Origin of the sequence: Bradyrhizobium sp. RT6a (assembly GCF_040547675.1) — a bacterium.
Classification (GTDB): Bacteria; Pseudomonadota; Alphaproteobacteria; order Rhizobiales; family Xanthobacteraceae; genus Bradyrhizobium.
Window position 1 is genome coordinate 1,372,958 of sequence record NZ_JBEPQC010000002.1, and the last position, 14,582, is coordinate 1,387,539.

Annotated in this window: 16 protein-coding genes; 14 read left to right on the forward strand and 2 right to left on the reverse strand. The window is 64.7% G+C overall.

Translation table 11 applies throughout. The features are described from left to right. Positions 1–14 precede the first annotated feature (14 nt). The 9 genes from nagZ (at position 15) to surE (ending at position 7,380) form a co-directional block, all read left to right on the forward strand. Positions 15–1,043 (forward strand): beta-N-acetylhexosaminidase, encoded by a 1,029-nt coding sequence (nagZ, locus tag ABIC03_RS16490; RefSeq protein WP_354059176.1) that lies wholly within the window; start codon positions 15–17, stop codon positions 1,041–1,043. Then, a complete protein-coding gene (locus ABIC03_RS16495) occupies positions 1,040–1,879 on the forward strand; it encodes a segregation and condensation protein A (RefSeq protein ID WP_007590654.1) in 840 nt (279 codons plus the stop codon). The genes nagZ and ABIC03_RS16495 overlap by 4 nt, the downstream gene beginning before the upstream one ends. Before the next feature lie 21 nt (positions 1,880–1,900). Further along, positions 1,901–2,653: an SMC-Scp complex subunit ScpB gene (gene scpB, locus ABIC03_RS16500; protein WP_275171206.1), complete on the forward strand. Its 753-nt coding sequence runs from the start codon at positions 1,901–1,903 to the stop codon at positions 2,651–2,653. A gap of 166 nt (positions 2,654–2,819) precedes the next feature. After that, complete coding sequence (locus tag ABIC03_RS16505; protein ID WP_007610722.1) at positions 2,820–3,056, forward strand: twin-arginine translocase TatA/TatE family subunit; 237 nt, start codon at positions 2,820–2,822, stop codon at positions 3,054–3,056. Positions 3,057–3,144: 88 nt separating this feature from the next. After that, complete coding sequence (gene tatB, locus ABIC03_RS16510) at positions 3,145–3,699, forward strand: Sec-independent protein translocase protein TatB (protein ID WP_354059179.1); 555 nt, start codon at positions 3,145–3,147, stop codon at positions 3,697–3,699. Beyond that, complete coding sequence (gene tatC, locus ABIC03_RS16515; RefSeq protein ID WP_354059181.1) at positions 3,696–4,508, forward strand: twin-arginine translocase subunit TatC; 813 nt, start codon at positions 3,696–3,698, stop codon at positions 4,506–4,508. The genes tatB and tatC overlap by 4 nt, the downstream gene beginning before the upstream one ends. A 213-nt stretch (positions 4,509–4,721) precedes the next feature. Then, positions 4,722–6,053, forward strand: coding sequence for a serine--tRNA ligase (gene serS, locus ABIC03_RS16520; RefSeq protein ID WP_354059183.1), 1,332 nt, complete (start codon positions 4,722–4,724; stop codon positions 6,051–6,053). Between the two features lie 92 nt (positions 6,054–6,145). Beyond that, on the forward strand, positions 6,146–6,508 hold the full coding sequence (locus ABIC03_RS16525) for a hypothetical protein (protein ID WP_354059185.1): 363 nt from the start codon (positions 6,146–6,148) through the stop codon (positions 6,506–6,508). Positions 6,509–6,612: 104 nt separating this feature from the next. Continuing rightward, a complete protein-coding gene (gene surE / locus ABIC03_RS16530; RefSeq protein WP_354059187.1) occupies positions 6,613–7,380 on the forward strand; it encodes a 5'/3'-nucleotidase SurE in 768 nt (255 codons plus the stop codon). Positions 7,381–7,386: 6 nt separating this feature from the next. On the opposite strand, the gene ABIC03_RS16535 is transcribed toward surE, so the two are convergent. Continuing rightward, complete coding sequence (locus tag ABIC03_RS16535) at positions 7,387–7,758, reverse strand: response regulator (RefSeq protein WP_007590670.1); 372 nt, start codon at positions 7,756–7,758, stop codon at positions 7,387–7,389. Between the two features lie 226 nt (positions 7,759–7,984). Here ABIC03_RS16535 and ABIC03_RS16540 point away from each other — a divergent pair, with 226 nt between their 5' ends. Together ABIC03_RS16540 and ABIC03_RS16545 are read left to right on the forward strand one after the other, a co-directional pair. Then, complete coding sequence (locus ABIC03_RS16540; protein ID WP_354059189.1) at positions 7,985–8,635, forward strand: protein-L-isoaspartate(D-aspartate) O-methyltransferase; 651 nt, start codon at positions 7,985–7,987, stop codon at positions 8,633–8,635. A gap of 109 nt (positions 8,636–8,744) precedes the next feature. Beyond that, the gene (locus ABIC03_RS16545; protein WP_275171199.1) at positions 8,745–10,133 is read left to right on the forward strand and encodes a LysM peptidoglycan-binding domain-containing M23 family metallopeptidase; all 1,389 of its coding nucleotides are present in this window, start codon (positions 8,745–8,747) and stop codon (positions 10,131–10,133) included. A gap of 163 nt (positions 10,134–10,296) precedes the next feature. Here ABIC03_RS16545 and ABIC03_RS16550 read toward each other — a convergent pair whose 3' ends face one another. Next, entirely contained in the window at positions 10,297–11,313 is a 1,017-nt protein-coding gene (locus ABIC03_RS16550) for an ATP-binding protein (protein ID WP_354059191.1), read from the reverse strand. A gap of 180 nt (positions 11,314–11,493) precedes the next feature. On the opposite strand from ABIC03_RS16550, the gene yajC reads away from it, so the two are divergent. From yajC to secF, 3 genes are read left to right on the forward strand one after another with little or no spacing between them, the layout of a single operon-like run. Then, positions 11,494–11,859: a preprotein translocase subunit YajC gene (gene yajC / locus ABIC03_RS16555; protein WP_007610701.1), complete on the forward strand. Its 366-nt coding sequence runs from the start codon at positions 11,494–11,496 to the stop codon at positions 11,857–11,859. A 47-nt stretch (positions 11,860–11,906) separates the two neighbouring features. Continuing rightward, on the forward strand, positions 11,907–13,511 hold the full coding sequence (gene secD, locus ABIC03_RS16560) for a protein translocase subunit SecD (RefSeq protein ID WP_354059193.1): 1,605 nt from the start codon (positions 11,907–11,909) through the stop codon (positions 13,509–13,511). Between the two features lie 10 nt (positions 13,512–13,521). Beyond that, entirely contained in the window at positions 13,522–14,541 is a 1,020-nt protein-coding gene (secF, locus tag ABIC03_RS16565; protein WP_354059195.1) for a protein translocase subunit SecF, read from the forward strand. The last annotated feature ends 41 nt before the right edge of the window (positions 14,542–14,582 follow it).

Below are 14,582 nucleotides of genomic sequence, written 5' to 3' on the forward strand. Positions count from 1 at the left end.
GGTTAATCGGCCGTATGAGCACGCGGGCCTTCATTACCGGCGTTTCCGGAACGGAACTAACCGCCGCCGAGCGGGAGTTTATCCGCAGCGAACGCCCATGGGGCTTCATTCTCTTCAAGCGCAACGTCGAGACCCCGGCTCAAGTTGCTGCACTCGTTGCGGAATTGCGGGCGGTTGCGGGCTCTCCTGATGCCCCTGTCCTGATCGACCAGGAAGGCGGACGGGTGCAGCGCCTCGGGCCGCCACATTGGCCGGCCTATCCGCCGGGCGCAATTTTCGCAGGCCTCTACGATATTGATTCGGCGCTCGGACTGACCACAGCGCGCCTCAGCGCGCGGCTGATCGCGGCCGATCTCGCAGATCTCGGCATTACCGTGGATTGCTTGCCGCTGGCCGACGTGCCGGTGGCTGGCGCCGACGCCGTCATCGGGAACAGGGCTTACGGCACCGAACCGGGAAAGGTCGCCGCGATCGCTCGCGCGGTCACCGAAGGCCTGGAAGAGGGTGGCGTGCTGCCGGTCCTCAAGCACATCCCCGGCCATGGCCGAGCTACGGCCGATACCCATTTCAAGCTGCCGACGGTCGACGCGTCGCGAGATGAGCTGGATCGCACCGACTTCGCGGCATTCAAACCGTTGGCGGATTTGCCGATGGCCATGACTGCACATGTTGTGTTTAGCGCGGTCGACCCCGCCCATCCGGCGACGACATCTGCGACAATGATCGCTGAGGTGATTCGCGGCACAATCGGGTTCCAGGGTTTGTTAATGAGTGATGACGTGTCGATGAACGCGCTGTCGGGCAATATCGCCGAGCGGACCCGCGCCATCTTCGCGGCCGGTTGCGACATGGCCCTGCATTGCAACGGCAAGATCGAAGAGATGCGTGAGGTCGCCGGCCAGACACCCGAACTGGCGGGCAGGGCGCTGGAGCGGGCGAAGGCCGCGCTCGCGGCGCGCAAGGGACCGCAGCCCTTCGATCGCGCGGCCGCACGCGCCGAACTGGACGCATTGATCGCACGGGCAAACACGGCATCGGCATGACCGCAGAAATCCTATCGTTTGAAACCGGGCGGCCCGCAGAGCTCGCCGAGGGTGAGCCGGCTTTGGTGGTGGACGTCGAGGGCTATGAAGGTCCGCTCGACCTGCTGCTCGCGCTGGCGCGGCAGCAGAAGGTCGATCTCGCCAAGATCTCGATCCTGGCGCTCGCCGACCAGTATCTCCACTTCATTGAAGCCGCGCGAAAGATCCGCCTGGAGCTTGCCGCCGACTATCTCGTGATGGCGGCCTGGCTCGCCTTCCTGAAATCGCGCCTGCTGCTGCCGGAGCCGCCGAGTGCGGAAGGCCCCAGCGCCGAGCAGATGGCGACGGCGCTCGCCAACCGCCTGCGCCGGCTGGAGGCCATTCGTGAAGCCGCCAACCGGCTGATGAATCGGCAGCAATTGCTGCGCGACATCTTTCCGCGCGGCGAGCCCGAGCAGATCGCCGAGATCAAGCATCCGAAATACACCGCAACGCTCTATGACCTGCTCACCGCCTATGCCGCGCAGCGCCAGTCGCGCGTGCTGGCGAGCGTGCATCTGGCCAAGCGCACGGTGTGGTCGCTCGCCGAGGCGCGCGCCACGCTGGAGCGGCTGGTCGGCAGCATCAGCGAGCAAGACGATTGGGGCGTTCTCGACGATTTTCTGCTTCAGCATGTCGCCGATCCGACGCAGCGCGCGACGGTGCTCGCCTCGAGTTTCGCGGCTGCGCTCGAGCTGGTGCGCGAAGGTCAGCTCGAGCTGAATCAGAAAGAGGCGTTTGCGCCCATCTATTTCCGGAAGGGGCGCCCCAAGCCGGTCATGGACGCAGCTCCTGCGCCCGATGCGCCGGTCGCTTAAGTGCAACAAGGAGAATCTGCCATGGCAAGCCTGGCTGAAGTGCGGGTAGAAGAGGCCGAGCCGATGGAGAACGAGTCCCAGGCACGTCCCGAAGAATTGCGGCTGCTGGAAGCGCTGCTGTTCGCTTCGAATGAACCGCTGGATACCGCGACGCTGGCCAAGCGCATGCCCGAGGGCGTGGACGTGAAGGCCGCGCTCGAGCAGTTGCAGGCCGACTACTCCCTGCGCGGCGTGAATCTCGTGCGGGTCGCCAACAAATGGACCTTCCGCACCGCGGGCGATCTCGCCTGGCTGATGACCCGCGAGAGCACCGAGACCCGCCGCCTGTCGCGCGCCGCGATCGAGGTGCTGGCGATCATCGCCTATCACCAGCCGGTGACGCGCGCCGAGATCGAGGAGATCCGCGGCGTCATCACCTCGAAGGGCACGCTGGACGTGCTGCTGGAAACCGGTTGGATCAAGCCGCGCGGCCGTCGCAAGACGCCGGGCCGTCCCTTGACCTTCGGAACCACCGAGGACTTCCTGTCACAGTTCACTCTGGAACAGCTCGGCGATCTGCCGGGTCTGGAGGAGCTGAAGGGCACGGGCCTCCTGGATTCGCGCCTGCCGACCGGATTCAGCGTGCCGACGCCGTCGGATGACCCGACTTTGCGTGAGGACGAGGATCCGTTGGAACCGGGCGAGGACCTTGATCTCGCGTTGGCGCCTGCTGTCGAGCCCGAGACGCCGCCGGAAGGCGGCAATGAGGGCGGCGAGGGCGGCAGCGAAGACTGACGTCCCGGCCTTTTACGGGCCCCCTACGACCAGTTAACACTAGCAAAATTACGTAGCGCCAACAGCGAATTGGCGCTGCCTTGGTCCTTGTTTTTGACACCTGCCAAGCCTAGGTTTCGGTGAAGATCGGCCGGTCCCCGGCCATGCGCGTTTGGAGGGTTGCAGGATGGGTTCACTCAGCATTTGGCACTGGGTCCTGGTGATCGCAGTGGTCCTGCTGCTGTTCGGTCGCGGCAAGATTTCGGATCTGATGGGCGACGTGGCGCAGGGCATCAAGGCGTTCAAGAAGGGCATGCAGGACGACGACAAGGTCGCCGACAAGCCCGAGCCGGCCAAGTCCATCGAGCACAACAATGCCGCGCCAACCGCGGCACGGTCCGACGTCGGCAGCAAGGCCGTCTGAGCCAGAGAGCACGCGAGACGCGGGTAGCGGACCCGATCCTGCGCGCGAGGGATTGGGCCGGCTGCGGCTGGCGTGAACGGAAGACCTCATGTTCGACATCGGGTGGAGTGAACTGGTCCTGATCGGGGTCGTGGCCCTGATCGCCATCGGCCCGAAAGAGCTGCCGGGCGTGCTGCGCATGGTCGGGCAGTGGATGGGCAAGGCGCGCAAGATGGCCGCCGAATTCCAGGGCCAGTTCCAGGAAGCGATGCGCGAAGCCGAGATGGCCGACCTCAAGAAGAGCTTCGACGAGGTCAAGGAAGCGGCTTCCGGCTTTGCCGGCAACAATCTGATGACCTCGCTCCAGAAGGACGTCAGCGACGCGCTCCGCGTCGATGCGCTGGACAAGCCGGCCGAGACCTCGAGCACCACCGATATCGAACCGTCGGCGACTTCAAGCGACTTGCCGGCGACGCCCACCACACCGGAAGCGCCGACGCCCGAGACCTTCGTGGAAGCCGAGGCACATGCGGCCGTGAACGAGCCGCTCGCCATCACCCGTGAGGTCGAGCAGGCGCAGATCACTCAGGGTTCGGTCGCGCAAGGTTCGGTCACCCAGGATACTGCGCCGGCCGACGCCATCAAGGACGCCAAAGCGTCATGAGCGCCGCCGATATCGAGGCCAGCAAAGCTCCCCTGATGGACCATTTGATCGAGCTGCGTTCGCGGCTGATCAAAGCGCTGCTGGGCTTCGGCATTGCGTTCATCTTCTGCTTCTTCTTCGCCAAGCAGATCTACAACGTGCTGGTCTGGCCGTTCGTGTGGGTCGCTGGTCCCGAGAATTCGAAATTCATCTACACGGCGCTGCTGGAATATTTCATCACTCAGCTCAAGCTCGCGCTGTTCGGCGCCGGCTTCATCTCGTTCCCGATCGTCGCGACGCAGATCTACAAGTTCGTCGCTCCGGGCCTCTACAAGCACGAAAAGCAGGCCTTCCTGCCGTATCTGGTCGCGACCCCGTTCTTCTTCGTGCTGGGCGCAGCACTGGTCTATTTCGTCGTGCTGCCGATGCTGGTCCGCTTCTCGCTCGGCATGCAGCAGGCCGGCAGTGACGAGACCGCGCAGATTCAGCTGCTGCCCAAGGTCGGCGAATATCTGTCGCTGATGATGTCGCTGATCTTCGCCTTCGGCATCGCCTTCCAGCTTCCGGTGATCCTGACGCTGCTCGGCCGTATCGGCATCGTCACGTCAAAAATGCTGCGCGAGAAGCGCCGCTATTTCATCGTCATCGCCTTCGTCATCGCGGCCGTTCTGACCCCGCCCGACGTTCTCAGCCAGTGCTCGCTCGCGATCCCCTTGCTCTTGCTCTACGAGGGCTCGATCATCGCGGTGGGGATCGTGGAGAAGAAGGCGGCAGCTTCGCAAGCCTCTAGCGGCACCGACGTATCGACGCCGGCTAATCCGGCGGAGTAGGGGCACACCCCTCGCTGTCATTCCCCGCCTTCGCAATTGCGCACTGGAGCGGGGAATCCAGTACGCCGCGGCCTATCGGGGAATCAGTGATGTCTCTGGAATACTGGATCGCCCGCTTTCGCGGGCGATGACAGCCGTGCTAGGGGAAGCAGCCATTTGCATGAATGCAAATCCCGGATTTGCAGGGTTGCAACAAGCCCCAGGACCACGGCCATGCACGACATCAAATCGATCCGCGACAACCCGCAAGCCTTCGACGCCGGCCTCGCCCGACGCGGCCTGAAGCCGTTGTCGGCATCGCTGCTTGCGATCGACGAGACGCGGCGGGCGGCGATCCTGGCGTCCGAGCAGGCGCAGGCGCGGCGCAATGCGGCCTCCAAGGAAATCGGCGATGCCAAGAAGGCCAAGGACGAGGCGCGCGCGGCAAAGCTGATGGCGGAGGTCGCCGAGCTCAAGACGACGATGCCGGAGCTCGAGGCAACCGCGAAGGCTGCCGACGACGAGCTAGCCAAGGAGCTGGCGGCGATCCCCAATCTGCCGCTCGCCGAGGTGCCCGATGGTGTGGACGAGCACGGCAATGTGCAGCGCCATGTCTTTGGCAAGAAGCGCGAGTACGCGTTCGCGCCAAAACCCCATGACGATCTGGGCGCCGCGCTCGGTGACATGGACTTCGAGACGGCGGCAAAGCTCTCCGGTGCGCGCTTCGTCGTGCTGAAGAAGGGGCTGGCGCGGCTCGAACGCGCTCTCGGTCAGTTCATGCTGAATCTACACGTCGACGAGCACGGCTATACCGAGATCAATCCGCCGCTGCTCGTGCGCAACGAGATCATGTTTGGCACCGGACAATTGCCGAAGTTCGAGGACGACCAGTTCTGGGCGATCAAGGGCGAATTGCTAGCCGCGCCCGACCATGAGCGGCTCCGGACCGAGCGTCTCGGGATCATTCCGACCGCGGAGGTGGCGCTCACCAATCTCGTCCGCGAATCCATCCTCGACGAAAAGCAGCTGCCGATGCGGCTGACCGCGCTGACGCCATGTTTTCGCGCGGAGGCGGGCGCCGCTGGGCGCGACACCCGAGGCATGATCCGGCAGCACCAGTTCACCAAGGTCGAACTGGTCTCGATCACGACGCCGGAGACGAGCAAGGACGAGCACGAGCGCATGCTCGCCTGTGCCGAGGAAGTGCTGCGGCGGCTCGACCTGCATTACCGCGTGATGACGCTGTGCACCGGGGATATGGGTTTTTCGTCGCAAAAAACCTATGACATCGAGGTCTGGATGCCGGGCCAGGGCGACGGCGGGGCATTCCGCGAGATCTCGAGCTGCTCCGTGTGTGGCGATTTCCAGGCCCGCCGGATGGACGCGCGCTCGCGCGGCCCCGATGGCAAGCCGCGGTTCGTGCACACGCTCAACGGCTCCGGCACCGCGCTCGGCCGCGCGCTGATCGCCGTGATGGAGACCTATCAGCAGGAGGACGGCTCGATTGCGGTCCCCAGCGTGCTCCAGCCCTATATGGGCGGGCTGAAGGTGGTCGCACGCGACTAGGCGCGTTGCCCATCTGAAATGGAGAAACGTTTGTGCGAAGATCGGGCGGCCGGTTATCCTGCCGGCCACCCGACAACGCGAACCCATCGTTCATGGCCTTGCACCGCGACATCTTCTGGGTCGGCAGACAATGGGCGGTGACGGGTGCCGGCATCCAGGCCGTCGATCAGCGGCTGCGTGGCGTGCTCGACATCGAGATCACGCGGCTCTGGGACAACGATCTGATCCAGAGCCGGCGGGCCAAGCCCGGTGTGAATGCCGTGGATTTCGACCAGGCACTGACGCTGGCACGCGAGCGCTTTCCGCAGGCGCCGGTGGCGGACCCGTTCGTCGCACAGCTGGAGGCGCTCGGCGTCATCGAGGCACCGATCGTGAGCCCTGTCGTGCCGGCGATGAAATTGCACGCGGAGGGCCGGCTGGCGCGCTTTCTGCCGCAATGGCGCGTCCGCCGATAGTCGGCCAAGCCGGCAACGGGGGTCCGGTCCCGGTCGGCCGGTTTGCCTGATCGGCCCCGGCCGGATAAGACGGCTGAGACCCGCTTCAGGAATCGACCTTTCCCATGCGCATTCTCTGCACCAATGACGACGGCATCCACGCCCCCGGCCTCAAGGTCCTGGAGGAGATCGCGCGCGCATTGTCCGGTGACGTCTGGGTGGTCGCGCCTGAGCTCGACCAGTCCGGCGTGTCGCATTCGCTGTCGCTGAACGATCCGCTGCGTCTGCGCGAGGTCGGTCCGCGGCACTTCGCGGTGCGCGGCACGCCGACCGACTGCGTCATCATGGGCGCGCGCCACATCCTCGGCGCCAAGCTGCCCGATGTCGTGCTGTCCGGCGTCAACAAGGGCCGCAACGTCGCCGAGGACGTGGTCTATTCCGGCACCATCGCCGGCGCGCTGGAAGGCACCATCCTGGGGCTGCCGTCGTTCGCGCTGTCGCAGGAATTCAGCGTCGAGACCCGCGACCGGCCGCTGTGGGACACCGCGCGTAAATTCGGGCCCGGCATCCTGCGCAAGGTGATCGCCGCCGGGATCCCAAAGGACACCGTCATCAACGTCAACTTCCCGGCCTGCGCGCCGGAGGATGTGCTGGGCATCCGCGTGACCCGGCAGGGCAAGCGCAATCTCGGATTCCTCAAGATCGACGAGCGCAGGGACGGCCGTGGCAATCCGTATTTCTGGATCGGCTTCGAGCGCACCGCGATGTTGGATACGCCCGCTGAAGGCACCGATCTCGCGGCGCTCCGCGAACGGTACGTCTCCGTCACGCCGCTCAGGCTCGACCGCACCAATGAGGCGTTTTCCGACGCGCTGAGTGCGACGCTGAAGTGAAGTAGCCTAGCCGCCGCGAAGCGCGGCTTCGATAGTCTTGCCGAGGGCATCGAGCTGAAACGGCTTCTGAAGCGCCGGCCGATCGCGGTACTGCTCGGGCAGGCCGGAGGAACCGTATCCGGTGGCGAAGATGAACGGGCAGCCCTTCGCCTTGATGACATCGGCGACCGGCGAGATGACCTTGCCGTTGACGTTGACGTCGAGAATAGCGATGTCGAACTCGGTTGCCTGGGCGAGCCGCATGGCTTCGGTGATGTCACCAGCCTCGGCTGCGATCTTGTAGCCAAGCTCTTCGAGCATGTCCGCGACCATCATCCTGATCATCACCTCGTCTTCGACGAGGAATACAGAGCGGCCGGTAAGCCCCGTCGCAGTCATGGTCGAGTCCTTGCCCATCGCCAAAAACGTTCGCAGATAACATGAATCGACGCAATGCGCGTTTCGACGAACGGATGCCTGAAAATGGCCGTCGCGGCTCGCCCGTTGCAAGCCAATTTGTGGTCAACTACGCCATCCGAAGCCTATCATGGGTTCCCTAAGCCGGAACAAGAATCTCGCGGCCCAGGTTGGCGTCCCGGACACCAAAAGACAGCGCAAGCAGGCAATGACCTCCCATCAGCACCCGCCGGAAAAGATGATGTTTCAGCTCACGCTGAGGCGTCGGGGCATCAGCGACCAGGCGGTCCTGCGGGCCATGGAGGAGGTGCCGCGCGATCAATTCGTCGACGACGCCGATCGCGACGGCGCGTATCGCGACAGTGCGCTGCCGATCGCCTGCGGGCAGACGATCAGCCAGCCCTTCGTCGTCGCCTACATGACCGAGCAGCTCCAGCTTCAGAAGAAGCACCGCGTGCTCGAGATCGGCGCCGGCTCGGGCTACCAGGCGGCGGTGCTGTCGCGGCTCGCCGGCCAGGTGTTGACGGTCGAGCGCTATCGCAAGCTTGCCGATGCCGCACGTATCAGGCTTGAAAAGCTCGACTATCACAACGTCGAGGTGATGCTGGGCGACGGACTCAATCTGCCCCCCAATATCGGCCCCTTCGATCGCATCATCGTCACGGCGGCGATGGAGCAGCTTCCGGAGAATCTAGTCGAGCGGCTGGAGGTGGGCGGCATCCTGATCGGGCCCGTCGGCCCCCATCAGGGCGTGCAGACGCTGATCCGGCTGAGCCGGACCGAAGCCGGGATCGAGCGCAAGGAACTCGTCGAGGTCCGCTTCGTGCCGGCGCTGCCCGGTGTGGCGCGGGAGCTGTAGAATTCCGGATTGGCTGTGCTGCCAACATCTTATTGGGAGGGTTAAGCCGTTATTTACTCGGCGCGTGTTTACTTAAAACACCAGTTCTGTTGCGTACGAGTGAGTAACCATGTCCGTTGCCGCCGAGTTGCTTTACTCGCGCCGTGTGCCGCAGGTCGCGGTGCTGGCGCTGATCTCCTTCAGCTTCGCAGGGTGCAGCGCCGACATGTCGTCGCGCATGTCCCAGTCGAACTTCTCCAATCCCTTCGCGCAGGAATCGACCGGTTCGGTGCAGCAGGCACCGCCGCCGCAGCGTGAGCTGCCGCAATATTCGCGGCCGCAGACGCAGCCCGGTTATTATCAGTCGCAGCCTTTGCCGCCGGCGGTGTCCGCGCCGCAATCCTATCCGGTTGCCGCAGGCGGCGTGTCCGGAGGCGGCCGCGGTGTCGGCTCCTACGCACCCCCGGCGCAGCCGCACCTCGAGACCACGGCCACCGTGCCGCCGCGCTCGGTCGCAGCCGCCCAGCCGGTCGGTGGAACCAAGATCATCGTCGGCACCAGCGATACGCTCGACCTGCTTGCCAAACGCTATCGCGTCACGCCGCAGGCGATCCTCGCCGCCAACGGTTACAAGGGGCCGCGCGCGCTCTCGCCCGGCCAGCAACTGATCATCCCGCACCCGGCTACGGCCGCCGCGCCCGCGCCGCTCATGGCTCCCGTCGCCGCTGCCCCCGCGCTGGCGCCTGCCGCGAGGCCGGTTGCGGCCGTTGCCGCGCCGTCAAGCACGCACTTCGTGAACCACGGCGACACGCTCGCCAGCATTGCCCGCAAGAACCATATCTCGGCGGCCGAATTGGCCCGCGCCAACCGCCTCGATCCCTCTGCAAAGCTCAAGCTCGGCACCAGGCTGGCCGTGCCCGGCGCCAAGACCGCCGCTGTCGCAGCACCGCTTGCCGCGGCTCCGGTCGGAGCCGCTCCCGTCGCGGGAACGCTGCAGCCCGTTGCGGCCGCGCCTGCGCCCGCCACCAAAATGGCGGCCGTCGCGCCGGTGCAAAGCGCGCGCCTGGCCCAGGCCACGGCCAATGTCGAGGAGAAGGCCGCGGAAGCTCCGGCGAAAGCTGCGGAGACCACCAGCGCGTTGCCGACTTTCCGCTGGCCGGTGCGTGGCAAGGTGGTCACGAGCTACGGCGCCAAGACCAATGGCAAGTCCAACGACGGCATCAATCTTGCGGTGCCCGAGGGTACGCCGGTCAAGGCGGCTGAAGACGGTGTCGTTGCCTATTCCGGCAACGAGCTGAAAGGTTATGGCAATCTCGTCCTGGTTCGGCACTCCAACGGCTACGTCACCGCATATGCCCATGCGAGTGAGCTGATGGTGAAGCGCGGCGATACCATCAAGCGCGGTCAGGTCATTGCCAAGTCGGGTCAATCCGGGGAGGTGGCGTCGCCGCAGCTCCACTTCGAGATCCGTAAGGGATCGAGCCCGGTTGACCCGCTTCAATTCCTGAACGGGGCGTGAGCCTGAAGTCGGGCGCGCCTTCGCAACAAACGCGGTGTCGTCGCACGGCTTGACCGGGCGACCCGGTACGCCGCAGCGTCTCGATCGATCAAAACCGTCTCTGGAATACTGGATTCCCCGCCTGCGCGGGGAATGACAATTGTGAGTGCGGCTACAGCTCCCGCTACGTCGCCGCCAGCTTCACGCCGAGCCGTCCCGCAAGCTCCTGCACGAACTGCCAGGCGACCCGGCCCGAGCGCGAGCCGCGCGTCGTTGACCATTCGAGTGCCTCGCGCTCCAGCGCGTTATCGTCGACCTTGACGCCGAAATGGCTGCAATAGCCCCGCACCATGGCGAGATATTCGTCCTGGCTGCAGCGGTGGAAGCCGAGCCATAGGCCAAAGCGATCCGACAGCGAGACCTTCTCCTCGACGGCTTCGCCGGGATTGATCGCGGTCGAGCGTTCGTTCTCGATCATCTCGCGCGCCAGCAGATGGCGGCGGTTGGAGGTGGCGTAGAGGATGACGTTCTCCGGCCGACCCTCGATGCCACCTTCGAGCACCGCCTTGAGCGATTTGTAGGATGCATCGTTGCCGTCGAAGGAGAGATCGTCGCAGAACACGATGAAGCGGAAGGACGAGGCGCGAAGCTGCTCCATGAGGGCGGGCAGGCTCTCGATGTCCTCGCGATGAATCTCGATCAGCTTCAGTCTGTCGGCCGGTTTGCGCTCCGCGTTGATGCTGGCGTGCGCCGCCTTCACCAGCGACGACTTGCCCATGCCGCGTGCGCCCCAGAGCAGCGCGTTGTTGGCGGGCAATCCGTTGGCGAAACGCTCGGTGTTCTCCATCAGGATGTCGCGCATCCGGTCGATGCCCTTGAGCAGGAACAGTTCGACGCGGCTGACGCGCGGCACCGCCGCAAGGCGGCCGTCCGGGTGCCAGACGAAAGCATCCGCCTGCTTGAACGTCTCGCGTTCGACGGCGGGCTTGCCTTGAGCGGAGAGGTGCGCCGCAATCATCTCCAGCGCGCGAACGATGCGCTCCTGGGAGACGCTTTGGTTCGTCTTGGACGTCGTCTTGGAAATCATCTTGGAAGCCGCTTTGAGGGCCGCCTTGGGACGTTTTGCCGCGACGCGGGCTGGCTTCGTGGCAGGGGTGCGGGGGCCTTTGCCGGCCGGGCTTTTGCTTGGTTTTTGGGGCATGTCCGAAGTTCCTGAGAATGCAGCCTTATCGGGCCTGAGCGCGCGCCGCAAGGTGGCTAAAAGGGCGGTCTGGCAGCGTTGCAATTGGGGCAATGGCCGCTATAGTCCGCGCGAATTTGACCGAACCGGTCGCCATTTGGGCCTGACCGGTTTTCCCCCGTTCTCACGAGGATCGTCCGAATGCTGATTACCCCTGCGTATGCCCAGGCTGCGGGCGCCGGCGACACCAGCGGCATGTTGATGTCGCTGCTGCCGTTCGCCCTGATCTTCGTGATCATGTACTTCCTGATTCTGCGTCCGCAGCAGAAGAAGGTCCGTGACCACGCCGACCTCGTGAAGAACATCCGCCGCGGCGACACCGTCGTGACCTCGGGCGGTCTCGTCGGCAAGGTCACCAAGGTCGTCGACGACGACCAGATCGAATTCGAGATCGCCGATGGCGTGCGCGTGCGGCAGATGCGCTCGATGGTCTCCGGCGTGCGCGCCAAGGGCGAGCCGGCCAAGGAATCCAAGGAAAGCGCCAAGGAAGACGCCGCGTCGAAGTGAGTGCTTCCGCGAGTCTCTCAAATCTCCTGATCTGACAGGTCCAGTCGATGTTGTATTTCACGCGGTGGAAGGCGCTCGGGATTATCCTGACGGCGCTGATCGTGTGCCTCTGCGCGGTCCCGAACTTCTTTCCCGAAGCGCAGGTCAAGACCTGGCCCGCCTGGGCGCAGCGTCGGCTCGTGCTCGGCCTCGATCTCCAAGGCGGCTCCTATCTGCTGCTCGAGGTCGACGGCAACTATGTGAAGAAGGAAAGGCTCGACCAGGTCCGCGACGACGTTCGCCGGACGCTGCGCGATGCCAAGATCGGCTTCACCGGCGGCGTCACCGTGCGCAACGACGCGGCCGAGGTTCGGATCACCAAGGAATCGGACCTGCAGCCTGCGCTCGCCAAGCTGCGCGAGCTGTCCCAGCCGCTGGGCGGACTGGTCGGATCCAGCGGTCAGCGCGACCTGGAGGTGACTGACGCCGGCGGCGGCGTGATCCGCCTTACCATCCCGCAGGCCGCGATGCTCGACCGCATGCGCAAGACCATCGAGCAGTCGATCCAGATCGTCGAACGCCGCGTCAACGAACTCGGTACCGTCGAGCCCGTCATCCAGCGCCAGGGCAACGACCGCATCCTGGTGCAGGTCCCTGGCCTCCAGGACCCGACCCGTCTGAAGGAATTGCTCGGCAAGACCGCGAAGATGGAATTCCGCATGGTTGATGCGTCTGTGCCGCCCGATCAGGCGCAGCAGGGACGTTTGCCGCCGGAATCCGAGCTTCTGATGAGCGCGTCGCCGCCGCCCACGCCCTATGTGGTCAAGAAGCAGGTGCTGGTCGCCGGCGGCGATCTGACCGACGCGCAGGCGAGCTTCGACCAGCGCACGAGCGAACCCGTCGTGAGCTTCAAGTTCAATACGTCAGGCGCGCGCAAGTTCTCGCAGGCCACGCAAGAGAATGTCGGGCTGCCTTTCGCGATCGTGCTCGACAACAAGGTCATCTCGGCTCCCGTGATCCGCGAACCGATCACTGGCGGACAGGGCCAGATCTCCGGCAGTTTCACCGTGCAATCGGCCAACGATCTCGCGATCCTGCTGCGCGCCGGCGCGCTGCCGGCACCGCTCACGGTGGTCGAGGAACGCACCGTGGGTCCGGGCCTGGGCCAGGACTCGATCGAGAAGGGCGAGCTTGCGGCTTACGTCGGCTCGATCCTCGTCATCATCTTCATGCTTTTGACCTACCGCCTGTTCGGCGTGTTCGCCAACATCGCGGTGGCGATCAACGTCGCCATGATCTTCGGCCTCTTGTCGCTGCTCAACGCGACGCTGACGCTGCCCGGCATCGCCGGCATCGTGCTCACCGTCGGCATCGCGGTCGATTCCAACGTGCTGATCTACGAGCGCATCCGCGAGGAATTGCGTGGCGGCCGCAACGCGATCTCGGCGATCGATGCCGGTTTCAAGCGGGCGCTGGCGACCATCCTCGATTCCAACATCACCACCTTCATTGCCGCCGCGGTGCTGTTCTACATCGGCACCGGTCCGGTGCGCGGCTTCGCCGTGACGCTCGGAATCGGCATCATCACCACGGTGTTCACCGCCTTCACCCTGACCCGGCTGATCGTGGCCTGGTGGGTGCGGTGGAAGCGGCCGCAGAGCGTGCCGATCTAGGAGCCTGATCGTGAATCACACCGTTCTCATCGGGCTCGGCGTCCTGATTGCCATTCTCACCGTGGTTGCTGCACTCGGGTGGCTGCCGTCGCTGCGCATCGTCCCCGACGATACCCATTTCGACTTCACGCGGTTCCGCCGCATCAGCTTCCCGATCTCGGCGGCGTTGTCGATCGTCGCGATCACGCTGTTCTTCACCCATGGCCTGAATTTCGGCATCGACTTCCGCGGCGGCACGCTGCTCGAGGTGCAGGCCAAGTCCGGCACCGCTGATATCGCGGCGATGCGTACGACGTTGGATGGCTTGCGTCTGGGCGAAGTCCAGTTGCAGCAATTCGGTGGTCCCGCCGATGTCCTGATCCGCGTCGCGGAGCAGCCGGGCGGCGACGCCGCCCAGCAGGAGGCCGTGCAGAAGGTCCGCACCGCGCTTGGCGATTCCGTCGACTATCGCCGCGTCGAGGTGGTGGGACCGCGCGTATCGGGCGAATTGCTCGCGTACGGCATGCTCGGCCTGATGCTGGCGATCGTCTCGATCCTGGTCTACCTCTGGTTCCGCTTCGAGTGGCAGTTCGCGCTCGGCGCCATGATCGCCAACGTGCACGACATCGTGCTGACGATCGGCTTCATGTCGATCAGCCAGGTTGATTTCGACCTGACCAGCATCGCGGCGCTTCTGACCATTTTGGGCTATTCGCTGAACGACACGGTCGTTATCTACGACCGTATCCGTGAAATGCTACGGCGCTACAAGAAGATGCCGATGCCGCAGCTCCTCAACGAATCGATCAACTCGACGCTGTCGCGCTCGATCATCACCCACTTCACCGTGACGCTGGCGCTGCTGGCTCTGCTGCTGTTCGGCGGCCATGCCATCCACAGCTTCACCGCGGTGATGATGTTCGGCGTGGTGCTGGTCGGTACCTATACCTCGATCTTCATCGCGGCCCCGATCCTGATCTATCTCGGCGTCGGCGAGCATCGTGAAGATGCGGTCGATAGCGCTACGCCCGCGAAGAAAAGCAAGGCATGATCCGAACCGCATGCCCTCGCAGGAGTTTGCGAGGGCAGTAA